At 51.7% G+C, this 23748-nt stretch carries 20 protein-coding genes; 19 read left to right on the plus strand and 1 reads right to left on the minus strand.

Features of this window, described 5'->3' with window-relative positions; translation table 11 throughout:
- Positions 1-134 precede the first annotated feature (134 nt).
- Positions 135-1493 carry a sodium-dependent transporter gene (locus KBS54_01820; GenBank protein ID MBQ0054868.1) on the plus strand — a complete coding sequence of 453 codons (1359 nt, stop codon included), beginning with the start codon at positions 135-137 and terminating at the stop codon, positions 1491-1493.
- A 410-nt stretch (positions 1494-1903) separates the two neighbouring features.
- On the opposite strand, the gene alr is transcribed toward KBS54_01820, so the two are convergent.
- A complete protein-coding gene (alr, locus tag KBS54_01825) occupies positions 1904-2989 on the minus strand; it encodes an alanine racemase (GenBank protein ID MBQ0054869.1) in 1086 nt (361 codons plus the stop codon).
- A 270-nt stretch (positions 2990-3259) separates the two neighbouring features.
- Between alr and lpxI the strand changes: the two genes are divergently transcribed.
- The 18 genes from lpxI (at position 3260) to KBS54_01915 (ending at position 23747) form a co-directional block, all read left to right on the plus strand.
- Positions 3260-4027 (plus strand): UDP-2,3-diacylglucosamine diphosphatase LpxI, encoded by a 768-nt coding sequence (gene lpxI / locus KBS54_01830; protein ID MBQ0054870.1) that lies wholly within the window; start codon positions 3260-3262, stop codon positions 4025-4027.
- Entirely contained in the window at positions 4024-5166 is a 1143-nt protein-coding gene (locus KBS54_01835; GenBank protein MBQ0054871.1) for a lipid-A-disaccharide synthase, read from the plus strand. The genes lpxI and KBS54_01835 overlap by 4 nt, the downstream gene beginning before the upstream one ends.
- On the plus strand, positions 5160-6929 hold the full coding sequence (locus KBS54_01840; protein ID MBQ0054872.1) for an ABC transporter ATP-binding protein: 1770 nt from the start codon (positions 5160-5162) through the stop codon (positions 6927-6929). Before KBS54_01835 ends, KBS54_01840 begins: the two co-directional genes overlap by 7 nt.
- Entirely contained in the window at positions 6917-9196 is a 2280-nt protein-coding gene (lpxK, locus tag KBS54_01845) for a tetraacyldisaccharide 4'-kinase (GenBank protein MBQ0054873.1), read from the plus strand. Before KBS54_01840 ends, lpxK begins: the two co-directional genes overlap by 13 nt.
- A gap of 11 nt (positions 9197-9207) precedes the next feature.
- Positions 9208-10056: a 3-deoxy-8-phosphooctulonate synthase gene (kdsA, locus tag KBS54_01850; protein MBQ0054874.1), complete on the plus strand. Its 849-nt coding sequence runs from the start codon at positions 9208-9210 to the stop codon at positions 10054-10056.
- Between the two features lie 3 nt (positions 10057-10059).
- Positions 10060-11067: a KpsF/GutQ family sugar-phosphate isomerase gene (locus tag KBS54_01855; protein ID MBQ0054875.1), complete on the plus strand. Its 1008-nt coding sequence runs from the start codon at positions 10060-10062 to the stop codon at positions 11065-11067.
- Between the two features lie 108 nt (positions 11068-11175).
- Positions 11176-12336, plus strand: a complete 1161-nt coding sequence (locus KBS54_01860; protein ID MBQ0054876.1) for a 3-deoxy-D-manno-octulosonic acid transferase — start codon at positions 11176-11178, stop codon at positions 12334-12336.
- A gap of 31 nt (positions 12337-12367) precedes the next feature.
- A complete protein-coding gene (locus KBS54_01865; protein MBQ0054877.1) occupies positions 12368-13588 on the plus strand; it encodes a hypothetical protein in 1221 nt (406 codons plus the stop codon).
- Positions 13581-14315, plus strand: coding sequence for a 3-deoxy-manno-octulosonate cytidylyltransferase (kdsB, locus tag KBS54_01870; protein ID MBQ0054878.1), 735 nt, complete (start codon positions 13581-13583; stop codon positions 14313-14315). The genes KBS54_01865 and kdsB overlap by 8 nt, the downstream gene beginning before the upstream one ends.
- A gap of 30 nt (positions 14316-14345) precedes the next feature.
- Positions 14346-15530 carry a mitochondrial fission ELM1 family protein gene (locus tag KBS54_01875; GenBank protein ID MBQ0054879.1) on the plus strand — a complete coding sequence of 395 codons (1185 nt, stop codon included), beginning with the start codon at positions 14346-14348 and terminating at the stop codon, positions 15528-15530.
- 122 nt (positions 15531-15652) lie between these two features.
- Positions 15653-16714 (plus strand): sulfurtransferase, encoded by a 1062-nt coding sequence (locus KBS54_01880; GenBank protein MBQ0054880.1) that lies wholly within the window; start codon positions 15653-15655, stop codon positions 16712-16714.
- 105 nt (positions 16715-16819) lie between these two features.
- Entirely contained in the window at positions 16820-17167 is a 348-nt protein-coding gene (locus KBS54_01885; protein ID MBQ0054881.1) for a DUF3795 domain-containing protein, read from the plus strand.
- A 378-nt stretch (positions 17168-17545) separates the two neighbouring features.
- A complete protein-coding gene (locus KBS54_01890; GenBank protein MBQ0054882.1) occupies positions 17546-18391 on the plus strand; it encodes a sulfide/dihydroorotate dehydrogenase-like FAD/NAD-binding protein in 846 nt (281 codons plus the stop codon).
- Complete coding sequence (gltA, locus tag KBS54_01895; protein MBQ0054883.1) at positions 18382-19791, plus strand: NADPH-dependent glutamate synthase; 1410 nt, start codon at positions 18382-18384, stop codon at positions 19789-19791. The genes KBS54_01890 and gltA overlap by 10 nt, the downstream gene beginning before the upstream one ends.
- A complete protein-coding gene (locus tag KBS54_01900; protein MBQ0054884.1) occupies positions 19791-21473 on the plus strand; it encodes a phosphoethanolamine transferase in 1683 nt (560 codons plus the stop codon). The genes gltA and KBS54_01900 overlap by 1 nt, the downstream gene beginning before the upstream one ends.
- An 86-nt stretch (positions 21474-21559) precedes the next feature.
- A complete protein-coding gene (locus tag KBS54_01905) occupies positions 21560-22012 on the plus strand; it encodes an Rrf2 family transcriptional regulator (protein ID MBQ0054885.1) in 453 nt (150 codons plus the stop codon).
- 20 nt (positions 22013-22032) lie between these two features.
- Positions 22033-23199 (plus strand): cysteine desulfurase NifS, encoded by a 1167-nt coding sequence (gene nifS / locus KBS54_01910; protein ID MBQ0054886.1) that lies wholly within the window; start codon positions 22033-22035, stop codon positions 23197-23199.
- 50 nt (positions 23200-23249) lie between these two features.
- Positions 23250-23747, plus strand: coding sequence for an iron-sulfur cluster assembly scaffold protein (locus KBS54_01915; protein MBQ0054887.1), 498 nt, complete (start codon positions 23250-23252; stop codon positions 23745-23747).
- The last annotated feature ends 1 nt before the right edge of the window (position 23748 follow it).

The raw sequence follows: 23748 nt of genomic DNA on the forward strand, positions 1-23748 counted from the left end.
AAATATTAACTTATCACAATCAAACATTTTCGGCAAAAACAGCTTAATAACATAGAATTGTTAAACTTGCCGTAAAACAGAAAATGTGGTATAAACTCTCTTCGTTATTTTGAATGCTGAAAGGACGTGCACTCATGTCGGAAAAGAGAGAACAGTGGGGCAGTAAATTCGGAATGCTTATGGCGGCGGCAGGGTCAGCCATAGGTCTTGGCAATATATGGCGCTTCCCCTACATAACAGGCAAGTACGGGGGCGCGGTATTTGTTTTAACGTACCTCATCGTTGTATGCTTAATCGGGCTTTCGCTTATGATGGCGGAACAGGCGATAGGTCGCGCCGGAAAATCAGACGCTGTAGGCAGCCTACTCAAGCTCGGCGGAAAAAAATGGTCGATAGTCGGCTGGATGGGCTTTATCGTTGCCTTTGTCATACTTTCCTACTATGCGGTTATTGCCGGTTGGACACTCGCCTATTTCTGCGCGTCAGTTGACGTGTTCGGCAGCCTTTTGCAGGGTGCGGCGCAAGGCAGAGCGGCTGATTTGTTCGGCAGCTTTGTAGCTAACCAGTACTACTGCATAGCATTTTTCCTTGTGGTAATGTTTGTCACCTCGTCAATAGTTTACAGAGGCATTGCGGAAGGCGTTGAAGCAAGCTGCAAAATTCTCATGCCGACACTCTTTGTCATACTTCTTCTGCTTGTTGTCCGCGCAGTCACCCTTCCGGGAGCTTCAAAAGGCATCAGCTTCTACCTCAAGCCCGACTTCACAAAACTCACGGCAGAGGGCATACTTGCCGCAATCGGACAGGCATTCTATTCACTCTCGCTTGCGATGGGAATAATGATCGTCTACGGCAGCTATTTTACGAAAGACACAAGCATACCGCATTCGGCATGCACAATATCGCTGCTCGACACCTCGGTGGCGTTCCTCGCCGGACTTGTAATATTTCCGAGCGCCCTTGCTTTCGGCATAGAGCCGAACGCGGGAGTTGCCCTCACCTTCATCACGCTTCCCAGCGTATTTGCGCAGATGCCGGCAGGAATGCTTTTCTCGGCGGGCTTCTTTATGCTTCTGTTTATTGCGGCTCTTACCTCGTGCATTTCGCTCTTTGAAGTTGCCGTCGCTTTCGGCATAGACCATCTCGGCTTTGAACGCAAAAAATCAACAGTCGTTATGGCAATCCTCATCACGCTGCTCGGAATACCCTCAGCCCTTTCCGTCGGCGGACATTTCCCGAAAATCTGCGGCATGGACTGCCTTGATTTCTTTGACTACGTTACAAACAACCTGATAATGCCGATAGGCGGCATACTCCTCACAATCTTTGCCGGCTGGGTATGGACGGAAGGCGCCAAAGCAGAACTCACCAACCACGGCAAATACGACTTCAAGCTGTACAAGGTGTGGCTCTTTATCTGCCGCATAGTAGCGCCGATAGCGATATTCGTAATCCTTGCCGCGGACATCTACGGAAAATTCTTTAAGAAATAGCGGACAGCGCAAAGTTAAAAAATTCAAAATGCAAAATCAAAACGGTTTGGAATTGCTCCAAACCGTTTTAATTTGTAAAAAACCGCAGAGTTGAGCTAAACTTGCAGTGCGTTCTTCATTTTTCATTAGTCATTGCTTCTCTAATCCGTCATTCTGCGGAAGTCCGAAGGACTTAGCGCCGAACCCAGCGTCGTTGGTTCTTCTTTCAAAGCCTTAAAAAGTCACTGGATCCTGCGCTGCTCCTGACGGAGCCCGCAGGATACCCCTCCGGGGCACGCGAGACAAAGATTTTTTGCTTACGGTTTTCAGCTGTCGGCTTAATGCTTACTGCTTATTCTTCACTTTGCACTTTACACTTCATTTAGATTTTGCTTTTGCTTGCAGCATATAGCTTACAGCATACAGCGTTACTACACGTACTTTCTTTCCACCCGCTTTGATATATTGCACACAATTTCATACCCGATTGTGCCTATTTCATGCGCCATATCGTCCGCCGTATATCCTTTGCCCAGCAATATAACCTCATCGCCGCGCTGAACGCCCGGAATATCAGAAACGTCAACAGTCAGCTGATCCATGCAGACGCGTCCGGCAAGAGGAGCTTTTCTGCCGCGGATAATGACGCAGCCCTTGTTTGAAAGCGCGCGGCTGTAACCGTCCGCATAGCCTGTCGGAATTGTCGCTATCCGCGTTTCTTTCTCTGCCTTGAAAGTTCTTCCGTAGCCGATAGTTTCTCCCTCATGCACGGTCTTAACCATCGAAACTACAGATTTCCATTCAAGCGCGGGGCGTATTCCCTCAGGCAGAATATTTGCGTAATCCGGCTTCAGCCCGTAAAGAATTATGCCGAGCCTCGCAAGACTGCCGTACGGCTTCTGCCGCAATGCGCCCGCGGAATTCATACAGTGGACGTAAGGCAGCTTCAAATCAGCGGCCTGTTCGCAAACTGCGCGGAATTTTGCCAGCTGTCCCTCGGTGAAGCTCTGTTCCGAAGGTGTATCTGCGACGCAAAGATGGGTAAAAAGTCCCGTCAGATTAAAACGCTTCGCGTATTTTCTGATTATTTCGCCGCAAAGCTCAGGGTTGTCTGCGTCAAGACCTATGCGGTTCATGCCGGTATCAAGCGCGAAATGCGCGGTAATGCCCTTGTCCGCAAGAGCCTCTGCATAATCTTCGTCAAGCAGCGCCTGTGTGATATTGTAATTTACAAGACGGTCGGCCTCCTCCGGCGGAGTATAGCCGAGAATAAGAAGCTGCCCGGAAATTCCGGCATTGCGCAGATTAAGCGCTTCGTTAAGATTTGAAACGGCGAAATTGCGGCAGCCTGCAGCCTGCAAAGCCGAAGCTGTCTGCGCGTCGCCGTGTCCGTACGCGTCAGCCTTGACGACTGCCATAATTTCATAGCCGTCAGAAAGTTTTTTAATTTCCTTTTTGTAAATTTTGTAATTGCTGACAACAGTATCGAGATTTATCTCAGTCCAACAGCGTCTCACAGCGTTTCCCCCTGTCCGCAGGTTTTGCCGAAAGAAATTATATACCCAAAACAACACAAATGGGATAGAGAGCAAAACTGCGTGAATTATGCAGGTTAGTTTTATTATTGGCTCCTGCTGTTTTTTTGTCAAATTGCGCCGTTTAATGGTATACTTAACGGCAGAGCCAGCACGCGTACGGGTGCAGTTTTTGTTGTGCAGACGCGTCGCCGCGGAAGTCTGAGAGGGGTGAACGTTTTGGGCAGAATCGCGCTTATAGCCGGTGAGGGTATGCTTCCTGTTTCCATCGCAAAACAGCTTTCGGAACAGGGTGATGCCCCTGTGCTTTACAATCTGAGGCATGATTTTGAAGAGCTCAGGGCGTTTGTCTGTGAGGTCGTTGACATTCAGAAGCCTAATCTCGGCGCCGCGATAAAGAGCATGAAAAAACTGGGCGTTGACAGGATAATTATGGCGGGGCGCGTGCCGAAGTCGCTTATGTTCAAACCAGCCCTGCTTGATTTCACTTCGCAGAAATTTCTTGCCGGTCTTCTGTTCCGCGATGACCATTCCCTGCTCGGCGCTATTGTCGATTTCTTTGAGAAGCAGGGTTTCAAGGTAATAAGCTACAAGGACATTGTTCCGCAGCTGGTTGCGCATGAGGGTTTTATTGCAGGGCGCGAGCCTTCGGAGAGCGAACTTGAGGACGTCAAATACGGCGTTGAAATATGCAGCAGCCTTGTTCCTCTTTCATTCGGGCAGTCTGTTGTTGTGAACAAAGGGGCGGTTATTGCCGTTGAGGCTATAGAGGGTACGGATAAAATGATTCTCCGCGCGGGAGAGCTGACAAAGGGCGGCGTTGTCGCAAAGCTGATGCGCCTTGACCAGGACGAGAGATACGATATTCCTACGGTTGGTCCCCAAACGCTTGAAAACATGGCGGGCGCTGGTCTCACCTGTCTTGCAGTTCACGCGGGGCATACGATGATTATGGATTTTGACAAGTTTGAGGAAATTGCCAAACGCGAAAAGATTTCCGTTATCGGGGTTGTAGGATGAAGTCAGTTTTTTTGAGTTCTGCGGAAGCTTCAGGCGACCATTACATGGCGGAGATCGTCAAAGCGCTGCGCTTCGGCGGCTTTGACGGCGAGCTGTGGGGCATGGGAGCCGCAGAATCGCGCGCGGCAGACGTTGACGTGCTGTGGCGCGGCGAACAGCTTCAGCTGTTCGGGCTTACCGAGGTTTTTTCTTCGGTGCCGCGGGTTTTAAGACTGCTTAAGGAAACGGCGGATACGATAGTGCGCCGCAATCCGGACGCGGTGGTTGTCGTTGACAGTCCCGATTATCATCTGCGGCTGCTTGCGAAGCTGCGCAAATACGGCTACACAGGGCCTGTATTCTACGTTTCGCCGCCTACGGTGTGGGCATGGAGAAGCGGACGCGTCAAATATCTGAAAAAATACGTGACGGAATGTTTTCCGCTGTACAAATTTGAGCATGATTATTTCGCGTCGCACGGCTGCAGTTCATATTGGGACGGTGCTCCGCTGCTTGAGGAGTTTGTAAAGCGCGGGGAGACGAAAATCCCCGGCGAGTTCGCCGGCAACGACAGGATAGTCGCGTTTATGCCGGGTTCACGCCGCAGCGAGGTTACAAAGCTGGTTCCCGTTATGGAACAGGCTGCGGAAATTTTGTCAGCGCGCGGCTGGCAGCCGGTTTTTTCCGTTGCGCAGGGGCTTAACCCAGAGGCAAAGGCGCAGCTTGTAAAGACTTTGGACGAAAAACGGCTGAGGCATTTTGACGGTTCCGGACGGGAGCTGCTTGCAGCGGCGCAGTGCTCCGTAAGCGCAAGCGGGACAATTACCGTTGAGTCGCTGCTGCTTGAAAAGTATATGGTTTCTGTTTACAAAATGAACGCGCTGTCAGGCTTTATCGCAAATCTTATTGTAAAGCCGGGACTGCCTGCAGGCTGTTTTTCAATGACGAACATCATAGCGCAGGAAGAAATTTTCCCTGAGCTTTTCCAAAACGAGTGCACCCAGGAAGCCGTTGCGGACAAGGCTCTTGCGTGGCTTGAGGGAAGCGCGGAATTCCGCGCGGAGGTGCTTGACAAACTGAAACAAACAAAGGCGAAGCTTGGCACCACCGGAGTTTATGAGCGCTGGGCAAAACGCATTATGGAGAGGATAGCATGCTGAAACTGGCAAACAAAGAGTCCTGGAGCTCTTACATACGGCTTCTGAAATACTGTGCGCCCTACAAAAAACGGCTTGTGCTTGCCATAATTTCAATGGTTCTGGCTGCTGTTTTCAGTATTCTTCCGCCGTGGCTCCTTAAAAACGTTATTGACGACGTGCTTATCAAAAAACAGATCGGCATGCTTAATCTTATCGTGCTTGCGGTCATTCTGCTTTACGTCGGCAAGGCGGTTTTCAACTACGCTCAGCTTTATCTTATGACGTGGGTAGGCCAGCGCGTGCTTATAGACCTGCGCCTTGAGCTTTACGACCGCACGCAGAGGCTTTCTCTCGGCACCCTGTACAGTCACAGAAGCGGAGAATTTTTGTCGCGCATCACAAACGACGTTGGCACGCTTCAGAATATTCTGGCGTCTTCGCTTGTTGACCTTATAGTTCAGGGTTCGACCTTCATCGGAATTGTAGGCTTCATCTTCTATCTCAACTGGAAGCTGACGCTTATCACCTTTGCCGCCTGCCCCGTAGTGGCTTTCGCGATTGACAAAACGTCCGCAAAGCTGCGCCAGGTCGGCAAAACAATTCAGTCAAGGCTGGCGACGGTTGCCGCCATTGCCCAGGAAGCAATTTCCTCAATCAAAATAGTCCGCTCTTTCGTTACGGAAGAGGAAGAATACCGGCGTTTCAAAGAGGAATCGTACAGCCACTTCCGCGCGGTTATGAGAGGCACGCAGTACAAGGGCGTGCTGCAGGGCGCCGTTGAGGTAATTCTGATTACCGCTCTTGCCTTCGTACTCTGGATGGGCGGTTACTCTGTCATCTCAGGAGACCTTACGGCGGGCGAGCTTGTTGCCTTTGTAACCTACATCGGGCTTCTCGGTCACCCGCTTCAGGCGCTCAGCAATTCCTTCAGCAGCATACAGCAGGGCGCCGCATCGGCTGACAGGGTTTTTGAGATAATAGATATGGACAACGAGGTTGAAATCGCGGAAAATCCCGTTACGCTTTCACCCATGCACGGCAGCATAAAGTTTGAAAACGTGTGGTTCGGCTACGATGCGGAAAATCCTGTGCTGAAGGGCATAAATCTTGAAATTAAAGCGGGCGAAACGGTGGCGGTAGTCGGGGCTACGGGCGCCGGAAAATCTACGCTCGGCGACCTAGTAATGCGTTTTTATGACCCGCAGCAGGGCGCGATTTACATAGACGGAACAGATCTCAGACAGCTTGATTTGAAAAGCTACCGCCGCAGAACAGGCGTTGTACAGCAGGATCCTGTGCTTATGAAGGGCACTCTCGCTCACAACATAGCCTACGGCTTCCCTGCGGCGACGCAGGACGACCTTGTCCGCGCCGCGAAAATTGCTGACATTTACGATTTTATCGACGCTCTGCCGGAGAAATTTGAAACAGAGGTCGGAGAACGCGGCGTAACGCTTTCAGGCGGACAAAGGCAGCGCGTTGCAATAGCCCGCGCAGTTGTCAGGGATCCGAAGATACTTATTATGGATGAAGCAACGTCGTCGCTTGACGCTCTCGTTGAAAAACAGGTGCAGCAGGCAATGAACAACGCAATGGAAGGGCGCACCTCGATAGTTATCGCGCACAGGCTTTCGACAATACGCAGCGCCGACAGGATTATCGTTCTCAGCGGCGGCAAAATTGTCGAGCAGGGCACCCACGACGAACTGCTTGCCGCAAACGGGCATTACAGCAAACTTTACGCGGCAAGCAGCGCGGAAGGAACTGAAACATGTCAAGAATAGTACGGAGTTATTTAAGCTACACGAGAGGAGAATCGCCGGCGTCGCCATGGAATCTGCTTTATCCGACGCAGTTTGTGACGCGTGCCTGGATGAGGCTGCGCATTTTCCTTTTCGAACGCGGAATTTTTACGACCGTTGAGCCGAAGCTTCCAGTTGTCAGCATTGGAAACAACTCGTTCGGCGGCACCAACAAAACCCCGATGTGCGAGTATATTGTCCGTATGTTCCACGAAGCCGGAATAAACGCCGGTCTTGTCAGCCGCGGCTACAAAACAAAGCATCCGGAACCGATATGGATAGGGCAGGACGAAGACAGCTTCCGCAGGGATATAGCGGGTGACGAGCCTCTTATGCTTGCAAAGCGCCTGCCCGGAGTCAGCATTGTTGTTGCCAAGAACCGTGTAAAGGGCGTTGAACTGCTGTCAGATTTAGGTGCGGAAATTGCCGTTACGGACGATACTTTCCAGCACAGACGCATGGCACGCGACGTTGACGTGGTGCTTGTTGACGGCACCTGTCCGTTCGGCAACGGCCGGGTAATTCCCGCAGGGCTGATGCGCGAGCCCAAAACCGCGTTCGGCAGGGCAGACATGGTTGTAATAACAAAAGCTAACCAGATTACGGAAGAATCGGTGCGCAATACAAGGACAGAACTTGAAAAATACGTTTCGCCTGAGAAAATTTTTGTGGCGGAAATAAATTACGATTCCTGGCTTGTGTATGAAAACGGCAGCGAGCCTGTTACGAAGCCGATAATTGAAAAACCGAAAGGAAGCTACGTCGTGTTTTCCGCGATAGGCAATCCTGAGGGTTTCTACCGCTACGTCGCGGGACGCGGAATAACTGTTGCCGCCGAACGCACCTATCAGGACCACCACGAATTTACGGCAGAGGACGTTGACAAACTTAACGACCTTGCAGAGAGGCTTGGAGCTTCAGGCTTTATCTGCACCGAGAAAGACACTATGAATCTGCCGAAGGACGCAAAGCTCAAGCTTCCGGTGTACGTGCTGCGGATTTCCGTAGTAATGCCGGAAAAGGAACGTTTCCGCGAAATGCTTTGCGAAAAGCTGAGACCGCATCTTATGGTGGCTTCAAATGGCTACGGCGAAGACGCAATAGGAGTAATTCTGGCGAAAAAGATGCGCGAGCGCTTTAAGTCCGCGGCAATCTCGGCGTTTGCCTTTGTAGGCTCCGGAAAGCATTACGAAAAAGAGGGAATAGAGGTTGTTTCCCCGTCTGTGGAAATGCCGAGCGGAGGCATTGTAAAGTACAACGTAGGCGAGCTTGTCAACGATTTCAGACACGGGCTTGGCACGTCAATTAAACGCCAAATAGCGACGATGAGAAAAATAGGTAAAGATTACCGCACGCCGGTGTGTGTCGGCGACGTCTATCTTTTCTCCAACGTTCTCTGGGGGCAGGGTGTAAGCCCCGTGCTGCTTGCAACGGCAAAATCGGTGCATCTCAGCGGACATTACAGGGTTGAACGCTTCCTGCTCAGAAAACGCAGCAGACGAGTCTGGACAAGAGATGCCGAAACGGCGCAGGAACTGACTGCCGACGGTGTCAGCGCGGAATTCTGCGGAAATCCTGTCATGGACCTTATCAACGACAGCGACAAAGGCGTTGAATGGAAGGACGACAAATCAGCGAGAGTTGTGCTGCTTCCCGGCAGCAGACCGCGCGCCTACAACGACATAAGTCTTGTCATAGAGGCGGCGAGGGAGCTTTCAAAGCGTGTTCAGTGCCAGTTTGTAATGGTTCCCGCGCCTACAACCAACTGGACAAAAATGGCAGGAAGCCTTGAAGGCTGGACGCTTTCGGCGGACGGAACAGAGCTTTCCTGCAAAGAAACCTCGATATATATCCACACGCACGGTCAGGTAACAGCCGCCGCGACCGGAGCTGACCTGCTCATAGGGCTCGGAGGTACTGCAAACCAGCTTTGCGCAGGGCTTGGACTTCCTGTCGTTTCAATAATGGAAACAGGAAAGCTGCGTCAGAAAAAACTGCTTCAGGAAGCGGAAGTGCTTGTTGACGCAAATCCTGCCGCTCTTGCCGACGCCGCGCAGAAAATACTTGAAGACCCTGAGCTGTGGAAATCCATGAGCGAAGCCGGAATAAGACATCTCGGCGGACAGGGTGCGCTTGACAGCGTTGTGCAGTACTGTGCTTCGGAACTTGGCTGGGACAATCGCTGCTCAGTCTACGAAAAATTCAGAAATTACATTGACGCGTCATCTGAAACTGGAAGGGGCGAATAAAATTGACGGAAATTAGGAAAATTAACGCCGGAAACGTTGAAATCGGAAACGGAAAGCTTGCGGTTCTTGCAGGTCCATGTGCGCTTGAAAGCCTTGAACTGGGACTTGAGATCGGCGCCGAAATGAAACGGCTCTGCGAAAAATACGGCTTCGGCTACGTATTCAAGGCCTCTTTTGACAAGGCAAACCGCACGTCGATAAAAAGCTACAGGGGCCCGGGGCTTTCCAAAGGTCTTGAACAGCTTGCCGAAATAAAGGAAAAGCTTTGTGTTCCCGTTGTAACCGACATACATGAGCCCTGGCAGGCGATGCCGGCTGCCGAAGTCGCGGATCTGCTTCAGATACCAGCCTTTCTCTGCAGGCAGACAGACCTGCTTGTCTCTGCCGCAAAAACAGGCAGAGCGCTGAATATAAAAAAGGCGCAGTTCATGGCTCCCGAAGACATGAAATCCGTTGCGGAAAAATGCCGTGAGTCGGGAAACGCTGACGTAATGCTCTGCGAACGCGGTACTGAGTTCGGCTATCATGAGCTTTCCGTTGACATGCGTTCGCTTGCCGTTATGAGAAGCTTCGGCTGCCCGGTCTGCTTCGACGCAACGCACAGCGTTCAGAAACCAGGCGGAAGCGGAAATTCGAGCGGTGGGGACAGGCGCTTTGTCCTACCGCTGATACGCGCTGCCCTAGCGATAGGCATAGACGCGCTGTTTGCGGAAGTGCATCCTGACCCCGCAAACGCCAAAAGCGACGGACCAAACATGATTCCTCTTGAAAAAATGGATTTTGTACTGTCGCAGATAAAAGAATTTGATTCAGCAGCGCGCAGGACAGGTTTTGCGCAGCTGGACTGGGCGGAGGTGTAAAAAATGAGTCTTCCGTACGAACGCAAAGAGAAAAATCTGCCTGACTCTCTGCTGCTTGCCACCGCAAAAGGCATTCTTGCCAAGGAAGCGGAAGAGCTGGAGAAAGCGGCGGAAAAAATAGACGCAGACGTTGTTGAAGCGGCGCGCGTAATCAGTCGCTGCAAAGGCAGACTTGTAGTGTCAGGGCTTGGAAAATCGGGACATGTTGGCAGAAAAACGGCAGCAACCTTTGCATCTCTCGGTGTTCCTGCATTCTTCCTGCACTCTGCGGAAGCGTGGCACGGCGATTTGGGCATGGTCTGCCGCGAAGACGTAGGCTATTTCATAAGCAACAGCGGCGAAACAAAAGAGCTCATAGACCTTCTGCCGCACTTCAAACGCATAGGAGCTCCTGTCATAGCGGTTACCGGCAATCCTGAATCCACACTTGCAAAAGACGCTGATTTCCTTCTCAACACTCACGTTGAAGCTGAAGCAGACCCTCTCGGGCTTGCGCCTACAAGCAGCACAACGCTGCAAATGGCAATGGGGGATGCGGTTGCCGGAATGACGACGCTTCTGCTCGGACTTGAAAAGGAAGATTTCGCGCGTTTCCATCCTGGCGGTTCTCTCGGGAAGAAACTGCTGCTCCGTGTCGGCAATCTTATGGCGAAAGACGCGGAACTTCCGGTAGTCAGCGAGAGCGCTCTTGTTTCGGACGCTCTGTTTGAAATCACGAGCAAAGGCTTCGGCGCGACAGCCGTTGTTGACAAAAACGGCGTTACGGAAGGTATTTTTACGGACGGCGACCTACGCCGCCTAATGGAGAAAAAGGGCGACGGAGCGCTGAAATGCTCCGTTACCGAAGGCATGACAAGAAATCCCAAGGTTGTGCGCGAAAATGACCACGTTACCGCAGCTCTCAACCTTGTTGAAAAATTTGAAATTTCGGCGCTGCTTGTGGTGAACGACGAAAACAAACCTGTCGGCATGCTTCACGTGCACGACATTCTGAAAGCAGGGGTGGCGTAAACGTCTCTTCTCAAAACGATATACGGGCCTCTTGCAGACCTTGTATTCCGTATAACGCTGAAAAAAAACAGCCGCCGGTACACTGAAGGCATTGACGAAAGAATGGGAATGCCGCAGGCGGAAAAGTTGTCCGTGCTTAAAGGACGGCCGCTTTGGATACACGCGGTGTCTGTCGGCGAAGTGCAGGCGGCTTCGGCGCTTATCAAAGAGATCAGGACGCGCGGCTTCAGCCGTCAGATAGTGCTCTCCACAACCACGGAAACGGGAAAGGCAATGGCGATGCGCCTTTCGGAAGGTCTTTTTGACCTTCACGTCTATTATCCGTGGGACAACAGAAAATACATACGTTCGGCGCTTGACAGGATAAACCCTGCGGCGTTCATTGTGCTTGAAACCGAAATATGGCCGAACATGCTTTGGGAGCTGCAGGCGAGAAAGATACCGGCGTTTCTCGCAAACGGCAGAATATCGGAAAGAACCTGGAAAAATATACAAAAATATCCCGTTGCGAAAAAACTTTTCAGTGAGCTGTTCGGCATCTTTGACGGAATATTCCTCAGGGAGCAGCTGGATTTTGACAGACTGCGCGCGCTCGGCATATCCGAAGAAAAAATAAAAGTCACCGGCGACCTGAAAATCGACGCCCTGCTGAACAGAATTCAGCCCGAGGCAAAAGAAAAGTGGCAGACGTTGCTTCACGCGGAAAAAGGGCAGCTTTACGTTGCTGGCAGCACACACACCGGTGAAGACGAAATCGTTGTGTCCGCGTTTGAAAAGCTTAAGGAAACGTCGCCGAATGCAAGGCTTATCCTTGCCCCGCGTCATCCCGAACGCGCGGAAGCGCTCTGCACGCAGTTTAAGAACAGCTTCAAAATCTGCAGACTCTCGGAGCTGACGGAAGATTTTGAAATAGTTGTAATAGACAAAATAGGCGTACTTTTCGAGTTTTACGGCGTTTCCGAAGCGGCATTCATAGGCGGCAGCTTTACGGACAACGGCGGACAAAACATACTGGAGCCTGTTGCCTGGGGAACTCCGGTGCAGTACGGACCTCACATGGAAGACTTTGCGGAGGCGTCGCAGGAATTTCTGTCGCGCGGAATCTCATCTCAGCTGAACAGCGCGGAAGAGCTTGCTGAAACGTGGTGCGCAATAGCGGAAGGAAAAACAGATGTTGAAGCGGTGCGTGGGCAATGCAGGCAATACTTTGCCGAAAAGGCGGGCGCTGCCTGCAAAATATGCGACGCTGCTGCCAAAAGCATGGAATAAAAGGGCAAAAAACAGCAGGGAGGCTGCATTTATGAACATAAACAGGGAACTCATCGGAAAATTTTACGACGAACTTGACGAACGTTCAAAAGAAACGCTCGACGCTTCCGTAAAAAAAGCAGTTGAAGCAAAAAAACGCGGCGGCAAAATCGCAGTCGTAACAGGTTCAGGCCCCAATCTTCACGAAGGCGTCACAACGCTTGTCGCCGAACTCATCAGCAAAGGCATAGTTGACGGCGTAACCACAAGCTCTGCCGTTATCAACCATGAGATGGGCGGAGTGCTTGACAGAGTCAAAATGTGCGGCGCTGCCCAGCTCGGCTTTGACGAAAAAGTCATGCCGCGGGGCAACGTATTTGAATTTACCGACATGACTGACGAACAGCTTGACGAACTCGGAAAAGAAATGCTGCTTGACCGTGAACTGCTTGCAAAACGGCATGACGCGGAAGGTCATTTCGTAACGAAAGCAGCGGCAAACATGGCGTATCCGATGGGACTTCGCACGGAAATGCTTGCGGAAGAAATCCATTCGCTCTGCCGCCAGTGCGGACTTCCTTTTGAACAGGTGGCAGGCTGGGGCTGCGACAAACGCACGATGCTCGGTGCAGGTGCCGAAAACAACGTTCCCGTGCTTGTCACAATACCGCAGCTTGTAGGCGGAGGACACGTAGGAATGGCAGTCGGCGACAGTATTCCCGTTGCCGAACGCTCGCGTCGCATAGCCTCAATGCTTCGCGACTCCGACATCATAATCGAATCCGCAGTTGCTTTAACGCAGGAAATCCACGATGGTCCCTTTGAAACCTATACGGGACACGGGATATGGAGCTGGTGGCAGAAGGAATCTGTCTACAGCCTGCGTGAAAAAACGCTCATCCGTTTCGATCTCGACGAAAATCTGCGCAAAGCACAGGATCTGCAGAAAAACAGCGCGATGATACAGGAAGCGATAAGCAAAGGACTTCCTAAAACAAAAATATCCAAAATACCGTTCCGCATGGAAATGTCTGCTTTTGCGCGACACGAGGGGAGTCTTCCGGTAATCGGCGACATTGGAATGATATGGCCGGTATTTGCGCTCAAGGTTGCCGATGAACTCGGCATAACGCTTGACTTCATGAGCTATAAACAGGAAACGGAAGACGGCAAAGCAATGCGTGAATGGATAGTTGAAAACGTCAGACCGCTTGACCGTAACAAAATGCTCGAAAAGTTCTCAAAATGGAAAGGAAAAGTAAGCAATGCCTAAATTTCTCGGAATAATTCCGGCGCGTTACGCGTCGTCAAGACTGCCCGGCAAACCTCTGGCGGACATAAACGGAAAAACGATGCTTGAACATGTGTACCGCCGTGCCCTGATATCAGACGTTTTCTTTCGTATAATAATTGCCACCGACGACAAACGCATATACGAAGCGGCTGAAAAATTCGGTGCGGAAGCCGCAATGACGCGCGAAGACCATCCGAACGGCACCAGCCGCGCGGCGGAAATAGCCTCGGCGATAGACACCGACTACGTAATCAACATTCAGGGAGACGAACCTATGCTTGACCCCCGTCTTCTTCGCGAGCTTGCCGACGGCATAGCTGCTGACGAAAGCGCAGACTCTGCTACTGCCTGCATGGAAATTACGGACGAAGAAGACATAAACAACCCGAACATCGTAAAGGTTGCCCGTGCGCTCAACGGCAGGGCGCTCTACTTCAGCCGCTCGCCGCTGCCCTACAGGCGCGAAGCAACAGGCTGCAAAATATACGAACACATAGGAATCTACGCCTACAAGAAAGACTTTCTGATGAAACTCATAACGCTGCCCGACACACCTCTGCAGCAGACGGAAAGCCTTGAACAGCTCAAAATACTTGAACACGGTTACTCTATGGCTGTAATACCTACCAAATACCCGTCTGAAGGTCCCAACATCAACACCCCGGAAGACCTTGAGCTTGTAAGGAAAATACTTGCAGGCAAATAAGGCGTACTGCAGCGGCAGATGAGTATCCCCATGCAGTTTCCGGGACTTTTCAGTCTCATAATACTGCTGACCGACGACAACCCTGCCCATACGGAGCAGAGTCTTGCCGTTGCCTGCAGCCTCTCAGACATCACCGGCGCTGAAATAGCGAGCTTCAGCGTACCAAAGCTCAAGGGACTGCGCCGTTTTATTGCAGGTAAACGCAAGGTGCAGCTGCTTACCGGACGCAGGGAAGAAACGCTCTCATGGCTGAACTATGCAAAAGGGGGAACGCTGCTGCATTCGGTATCGGCGCTGTTTAAGCAGAGGAAAATAAAAGACAACTCGTCAAAAACAATCATTATCTCTGCCGGCAGTGAAACAGCGGCATACAACCTTGCCGTAGCGTCTGCGTGGAACGTCGCATGCTCAGTAATAGGAAATCCTGAAGGCGTAGGAACGAAGCCATTTGAATTCGTGATAATTCCGGAATACGAAAAACAGCCGGCAGAACCCAATATACTGAAAATTGTCACGCCTCCCAACAACATCGGCGGGAAAGAACTTGACGAAAAAGCGAAGGCGCTGCTTGAAAAACGCAAGGCTGACGGCAGCAGAATATGGCCTCTGCTTGTAGGCGGAAGCGGAGCAGACAACAGCATGGATCCTGAAAAGCTGAGGCTTTTGGCTGCAAAACTTGCCTGCAGGGCGGAAGCCTGCGGCATGCAGATATATGCGGGAACCTCTTCACGCACGGACAGGAAATGTCTCGCTGTCCTGCAGAAACTGGCAGAGCAGAACGAAGCCGTGCATTGTCTTTTGCCGGAGGAATACGGCGAAGACCTGCATTATGCCCTTATGGGAATAACTGACACGGTTTTCTGCACGGAAGACCTCTTCGGCGAAATATCGGAAGCTGTCACCGCAGGCAGAAAAGTTGTGCTTCTGCGTACTGCCTGCGCGAAGGGATTGAAACAGAAAATCAGCCGCCTGACAGGCAGACTTGTAGAAAACGGTGCTCTGCAGCGCTTCCGGGCACACGGAACTGCAAGAAACAACCTGGTCTACGACAGATTCAAGCGGCACGGCAAACTTCAGGAATTTGAAAACTGGCTGCTTTACTGCGGCACAAAAGAAACACCCTCATCCGGCCTTGACGGGGAAACCTCCGTATGGAGAAACTTCAATGAAGCGCGGCGCGCGGCAAAATGGATTGCAGAAAGCCTGGCTGAATAAGGCTGAATAAAAGGCTGAATAAAAGCGCGGAACACGCGCTGCATACAAATCGTCAAAAGCAAATATTTGTGCTACAATATAGCGGTAGCGAAATATTAAAACTGCGGAAAGGCGGTCGTCACATGAAGAAAATTATAACGGCATTATTAACGGCATCTCTCATAGTCACTTGTGCAGCTTCAGTCGGTTTTGCGGTGCAGAAAACGTCTGCAAAGACAAGCACGAAAACAGTTGCGAAAAAGACGGTTGCGAAAAAGACAGCTGCAAAAACAGCAGCGAAACCTGCTCAGAAAACAAAGCAGCTCCCTCAGACACAGTGTAAAATATTGCCGGGGCATACTGAAACTGCCGACACACTGCTTGTAACTGCCGAATGGCTCAAAAATAATCTTAACAACGTTATCCTTATTGACTGCCGCTTTGCAAGTCTCTATCAGGCAAGCCACATCCCCGGAGCAGTCAGCGCACCGTGGACGTACTTTGTGAACACCACCGCGCCCAACGGAAGCGAAGAATACGGAACAATCCTTCCCGCAGAACAGCTTGCCAAGAAAATCGGCGCTCTCGGCATCAACGGAAACCGTCAGGTTGTATGCTACAGCGACACAGGCGACTGGGGGCAGGGAGCCTGGACTGTCGCGGTTCTCCGCATAGCCGGCATAACCAACGCCAAAATGCTTGACGGCGGAATCTACGTATGGAAAAATGCAAAATATCCGCTCACGAACAAACCGTCGAAGAACAAAGCGGTGCCGTTTGCCATACAGCAGTCTGTCAAAGACGAATACGTTATCCTTACCGACGGAGTGCAGGAACTGATGGGAAAACCGACAACAGTTATAGCCGACGTTCGCACGCTCCCCGAATATGAAGGGAAAATCGCGCCGTTCAAAGAAAAACGCAAAGGACATCTTCCGGGAGCAATCCACCTTCCGATGGACAACTTCGTGGACATAGCGAGCGGACGCTTTAAAACAGCGGACGAAATCAAAGCGGAACTTGAAGCAAAAGGCATAACGAAAGACACAGACCTTGTACTTTACGACACCTGCGGAGTACGTGCCGGTTTTGCCGCAATGGCGTGCAGAATGGCAGGCTTCGGCAAGGCAAAATTCTACGATAACGGCTTCCAGGCATGGGCAGGAAACAACATGATGCCGATAGAAGTCACGGAACAGCAGTAAGACACAAGCGGCTTAAATTTGAAACGCAAACAGGCGCCTGTTGCAGACAGGCGTCAGTTTTTTATTTATTTAACGGCGAAAAAGGGTTAAAATGTAGCGTACGAGGTGATGGATTTGTCAATTTCAGGCTGCTGCGGAACAGACTGCGAGGCGTGCGAAGCAAGAAGAGCGACGCTTCAGAAAGACGCCGCCGCTCTGGCAAAGCTTGCCGTTGCGGAAGAAAACGCCGGAGGAGGTTCCTTTGTCCTGCCGTCGAAGCTCAAATGCACAGGCTGCCTTGAGCCCGGCGTAAAAAGCATACGCTGCCAGCAGTGCAGAATCCGCATGTGTGCACAGGAAAACCGCATACCGCACTGCGGCTTCTGCGAAAACTTTCCCTGCGAACTCACAGGCGACGCGTGGGAAGCAATACCTGAATACAAACACAACCTCGAACAGCTAAAAAGCAGATAAAAATACAGCAGACAGCAATGGCGCTGACGCGCCGCAGACAGCAGACGGCAGACATATGCTATAAGCTGCAAGCTATAAGCTATAAGCTAAGTGCTAAATGCTAAGTGCGCTCTTAAAGGTTCTAAATGCCGACAGCCAGATGACCGTAGGGAATATCGACCGTAGGGAGAATACAGCCAACAGCCGTCAGCGCGAGCGAAGCTAGCAATACAGCGGCGCGAAGCGCCAGCGGGCTTTACGTTTTTAACTTTAATGAAGGCTTGTGAAGCAAGCCCGCCATAATTGGTTTTTATGGTAACTGATTTTTTTGGTAATTGTACTTTATAGTCATTGGTTCTTACGGTAATTGGTTTTTTACAACGAAAGGAAGCGGTAAACGTGTTTAAAATTCTGAGCAAAGAAAAACTTGCCCCCAAAGAATACAGCTTTTGGATAGACGCGCCGCGCATCGCCTCGCACGCGAAGCCGGGGCAGTTTGTCTCCGTGCGCGCTTCGGAAACAGGCGAACGCATACCGCTTACGATAGCCGACTTCGATGCGGAAAAAGGGCGCATACGCCTTATATTTCAGGTGGTGGGAAAAAGCACGGCTCTCATGTCGCAGCTTGAAGCCGGAGACGAAATAAAAGACGTTGCAGGGCCTCTCGGCAAAGCCAGCGAAACAGACAAATTCGGCACGGTGCTTCTCATAGGCGGCGGCATAGGAATAGCCGCGATATACCCGATACTCCGCAGACTGAAACAGCTCGGCAGCAGGGTAACAGCAATACTCGGCGCCCGCACGGCGGAGCTTGTCATACTGCAGGAAGAATGCAAAAAATACTGCGACGAGCTGATAATCACAACCGACGACGGTAGCCTTGGCGAAAAAGGGCTTGTCACCGACGCGATGAAACGCCTTGCACAGCGCGGAGAAAAGCCTGACCGCTGCTGGTGTGTTGGTCCTTCCGTAATGATGAAATTCTGCCAGAAAACGGCTAAGGAACTCGGCTGGCCGATATGGGTGTCGCTCAACCCCCTCATGCTTGACGGCACAGGAATGTGCGGCTGCTGCAGGGTAACGATAGACGGCGAAATCAAATTTGCCTGCGTGGACGGCCCCGAATTTGACGGGCACAAGGTTGACTGGACAGAATTTATGAACCGTCTTGCGCAGTACAGGGACGAAGAAAAAATCTCCATGGAAAAATACGAAGCGGAAACGGGTGAAAAATCATGGCTGTAACGCAGAAAAACAAAACCCCCATTGCAGAGCTGAACCCTGCCGAACGCGTCACAAACTTCAAAGAAGTCTGCCTCGGCTACACGGCGGAAGAAGCGAAACGCGAAGCTGAACGCTGCCTGCAGTGCAAAACGAAGCCGTGCATTTCAGGCTGCCCAGTAGGCATAGACATTCCCGGCTTCATCCGCGCTCTAAGGGAAGAAAGCGCCGAAAAAGCGGCGGAAATAATAGCTGAGCAAAGCTGTTTTCCTGCGGTGTGCGGCAGGGTATGCCCGCAGGAAAAACAGTGCGAAGGCGTATGTACGGTCGGAAAAATCAAAGACTGCGAACCTGTTGCGATAGGCAAACTTGAGCGCTTCGTTGCTGACCGCGCGCTCGAAAAAGGCGTGAAAACCGCAGCGCTCTCGGAAAAAAACGGCAGAAAAGTCGCGGTAATAGGCTCAGGCCCCTCTGCCTTGGCGCTTGCAGGCAGCCTTGCCAAAAAAGGCTTTGAAATAAAAATATTTGAAGCGCTTCACGAAGCAGGCGGAGTGCTTCTCTACGGCATACCCGAATTTCGTCTGCCGAAAAAAATAGTTGCCGCTGAAATCGAAAAACTGAAACAGCTCGGCGTTGACATCGAATGCAACGTCGTAGCCGGAAAAACCGTAACGCTCGACGAACTCCGTGCGCAGTACGACGCGGTGTACATAGCGATAGGCGCAGGCACGCCGCACATGCAGGGCATACCGGGCACCTCGCTCAACGGCGTATATTCGGCAAACGAATATCTGACGAGGATAAACCTCATGAAAGGCTACAAATTCCCCGAAAGCGACACGCCCGCAAAACGCGCGCGCAGCGTTGTAGTCGTCGGCGCCGGAAACGTTGCCATGGACTCCGCGCGCTGTGCCAAAAGGCTTGGCGCGGAAAGCGTCACGCTTGTCTACCGCCGCTCTGTCGAAGAAATGCCCGCGCGAATAGAAGAATACCACCACGCCGTACAGGAAGGCATAGAATTTGCGTGGCTCACAAACCCTGTTGCCTACCTCGGCGACGAAAACGGCAGGCTTAAAGCAGTGCGCTGCGTCAAAATGGAACTCGGCGAACCTGACGAAAGCGGACGCAGACGCCCCGTGCCCGTCAAAGACAGCGAATTTGAAATACCCTGCGACCTTGCGGTTGAAGCGATAGGACAGGGCCCCAACAGAATACTGCTTGACGAAGCGCCTGATCTTGCGCTCAACAGACGCGGCTACATAGAAGTTGACCCCGAAACGGGCAAAACCTCGCTTTCCGGAGTATATGCCGGAGGAGACATAACGACAGGGGCGGCAACCGTTATAGGCGCTATGGGGGCTGCCCGCCGCGCATCGGCAGCTATTGAGGAATATCTGAAAAATCCGGCAGAAACGAAAAAATAATGTACGTAATTCCGGCGCCTCTTGCGATAATCCTTGCAACGCTCCTGCTTGCTGCCGGAAGCTTCTTCTTTGAAAACAAAAGAAAATATTTCGGGCTTGCGCTGCTGCTCGGAATTTTAATCTCAACGCCGTGGTTTGTCCGCCTTGCAATATTCTCCGAAATAAACTACGCCGACGGGCTTCTCTACGTTGCGTACAGCTTCAGCTGCGCGTTCTTCGCGGTAATATTCTTCGGAATTTCCTCAAGACTGCGCTTCGCAAAACCTCTCAACTGCATACTCTTTACGCTGCTGCTTATTCCCTGCGGCGTCTGCTTTGCCTACGGCATAAGCTGCAAAGCGGTACTCAACGTTGACGCTCTCATAGCGATATGGCAGACAAACCTCAAAGAGGCGTGCGAATACGTGCGCGAATACGCGACAGTCACAAACGCGCTGCTTTTGTGCGTTCTGCTTGCGGCGGTATACGCGCTCTTCCTCCGCCTTTCAGACAGCAGGCTGACGCTCCCCGGCAAAAGCAGAAAAGAAAAAAAAGCGGCGCTCGCCCTGCTTGCGCTTCTCCTTGTCTGCGGCGGCGAACTGTGCTATAAAACGAGCATGAACAGCATATCCATGGTCTATGCCAACGCGCTCAAAAGCGTGAACGAATACCGCCTCTTCAAAAAAACAGCACAGGAAAGAAAAGAAGCTCTTGCCGCCTCCGGACAGCTTGCGAAAATACGAGTCAGCGAAGGCGGGGGAATATACGTCCTCGTAATCGGTGAATCCCACAACAGGGACTACATGTCCGCATACGGCTATGCAAAAGAAAATACTCCGTGGCTTTCGCAAATGAAAAACAAAGAAAACTGCATACTTTTCACGCGCGGCTGCTCGTGCCACACACAGACAATTCCGGCGCTCTCCTGCGCCCTCACCGCGAAAAACCAGTACAACGGGGCGCAGCTCTCGGAAGCCGTATCGGTACTCGAAGCCGCGGAAGCTGCCGGTTACGAAACGGCGTGGCTCAGCAACCAGGTAAAATACGGCATGTGGGACACCCCTGTATCAGTCATAGCCTCCTCTGCGAAACAGCAGGTATGGCTCAACGAATGTACCGGCAACACAAGCTTCACCTCGGTTTATGACGGGGAACTTGTCAGCGCGCTCGGCAAAATAAAAATCAAAAACAAAATGCTGATAGTCGTGCATCTCATGGGCAGCCATATAGACTACGACCGGCGCTGCCCGAAAGAATACGCGAAATTCGGGACAGAAACTGACGAAGCCGCATACTGCAACAGCGTGCTCTACACAGACGCGGTGCTCAAAGGCATATACGAAAAAGTCAGCAGCCTGCCGGACTTCAAAGCAATGCTCTATTTCTCCGACCACGCCTCCGTACCCAAACAGAAGCTTGACCACGACTCCGCGCGGTTTGTCTCCTCAATGACGCACATTCCAATGTTTGTCTGCTTCAGCAAAAAATACGCGGCGGCGCAGCCGGAAAAAGTCGCGCAGCTCAGACGCGCGGCAGACAGCTGCTTCACAAACGACCTCATATTCAACCTTCAGCTTGCGCTCATGGGAATAGAAATCCCGTTGCTGTACGAAAAAGAAAACGACCTTGCAAGCAAAGCCTACAACGCAGACCCCGACCGCTTCCGCACCTCATACGGAGAACGGAAAATAGACAAAAGATAAAACGTAGTTTTTATGATGTATTTCCTCTTGACTTTCTCTTGTTTTGTTTTATAATCTACACTACTTTGGTAGGGATGGTGAATTTAGTGTCGATAAATCAGAAGTGTCAGTACGCGCTGAGGGCTCTTTTCGAGCTTGCCGTAAAAAATTCCGGCGAGCCGTGCAAGATTGGCGCCGTTGCGGAAGCTCAGGGAATCCCCGTGCGTTTTCTGGAAAATATCCTGAACAGTCTGAAGAGCGGCGGTTTTGTCGCTTCTTCGCGCGGCAAGGACGGAGGCTACGTGCTTGCAAAGCCTGCTTCGGCTATTACGGTCGGCGAGGTTATCCGCTTTGTGCAGGGGCCTTTTGCCCCTGTTGAGTGCGCCGCGTCGGGCAGTGATTTGTGCGCGTTTTCCGACGACTGCGTTTTTCATCCGCTTTGGGAGAGGGCGCGGATTGCTTTGGAGCAGGTGTACGACGGCACTACTTTGGCTGATTTGGTGGACGAACAGAAAAAACGTGCCGCGTTTTGCGCAGGCTGTAAGAAAAATAACCAATAATCTGTTACGGAGGCAATAAAATGAGAAAGGTTTATCTGGACAATTCGGCTACTACGAAGGTTGACGACGCTGTTTTGAAGGAGATGCTGCCGTTTTTCAGCGAGGCTTACGGCAATCCTAACAGCCTTCACAGTTTTGGCAGGGACGCCCGCGCGGCGGTTGACAAGGCGCGTTCGCAAGTGGCGGCGCTTATCAACGCCAGACCGCAGGATATCGTTTTCACGGGCGGCGGCAGCGAGGCGGACAATCTTGCGATAAAGGGCATTGCCTTTGCGCTGAAGGACAAGACGAGAAATCACATAATAACAAGCGCAATAGAACATCACGCCATGCTTCACACGATTGACTGGCTGTGCAAAAATTTCGGTTTCCGTTCAACGGTTCTGCCTGTTGACAGCAAAGGGTTGGTCAGTCCCGAAGCGCTGAATGACGCGATATGCCCGGAGACTTTCATTGTTTCCGTTATGTTCGGCAACAATGAAATAGGAACAATAGAGCCGGTTCAGCAGCTTGGAGAGATTTGCCGCAGACGCGGGGTTCTGTTCCATACGGATGCCGTTCAGGCAGCCGGACACGTTGATATAGACGTTGAAAAACTGAATATAGATATGATGTCCATGTCCGCGCACAAGATGTATGGCCCAAAAGGCGTAGGTGCCCTTTATATCCGCAGGGGTTTGAAGCTTGCAAGCCTTGTTCACGGCGGGGGGCAGGAGTTTGGGCTTCGCGCGGGCACCGAAAATACTGCGGGCATAGTCGGTTTTGGCAAGGCTGCGGAGCTTGCTAAGGAACGTCTTGCGTCAGGCGGCGCTGACAATGAGAGACGTCTGCGCGACAAGCTGATTGACGGTCTGCTTGAAAGAATTCCGGAGCTTATCGTCACAGGCGACCGCGAAAGCCGTCTGCCGTATCACGCAAGTGTCTGCGTGCGCCACATTGAGGGCGAGGGCATGCTTCTGCTTATGGACGCGGAAGGCATTGCCGTTTCCAGCGGTTCCGCCTGTACGTCGGGCAGTCTGTCGGCAAGCCACGTTCTGCTTGCGACAGGTTTGACCGCCGCCGTTGCCCACGGTTCCGTGCGCCTTACTCTGAGCAAGGATACCACGGACGAGGATATAGATTATGTGCTTGAAAAGTTCCCGCCTATTGTTGAACGGCTGAGGGCAATGTCGCCGTTCGGAAAATAAAAAAACAGCTGACAGCAATGGCGCTGACGCGCCGATAAGGAGGAATAAACATGTACAATCAGAAGGTTATAGACTATTTTATGCATCCGAGAAATGCGGGCAGTATTGAAAATCCGAGCGCGGTAGGTGAGGTCGGCAATCCTACGTGCGGCGACGTTATGAAGATTTATCTCAAAATTGACCCCGCAACGCGCGTTATTGAGGATATAAAGTTTGAAACTTTCGGCTGCGCGGCGGCTATTGCCACCAGTTCGATGGTTACGGAGCTTGCAAAAGGCAAAACGCTTGAAGACGCCCTGAAGATTACGAATAAGGACGTTGCGGAGGCTCTCGGGGGTCTGCCCGCGATTAAGCTTCACTGCTCGCTGCTTGCCCAGGAGGGTATTCAGGCGGCAGCCGCCGATTATTACATGAAGACTGACGGAAAGCTTCCGGAAGGCTTTAAGGTGCCTTCAAACGCCAAGGCGTGCAACGCCTGCGGAAGCTGCGCCGCGGAAGAGGAAGAAGAGGAAGAATACGTCAGCGAGGATAACAGGCGGGCAGATTAGC

It is taken from the genome of Candidatus Equadaptatus faecalis (assembly GCA_018065065.1).
Classification (GTDB): Bacteria; Synergistota; Synergistia; order Synergistales; family Synergistaceae; genus Equadaptatus; species Equadaptatus faecalis.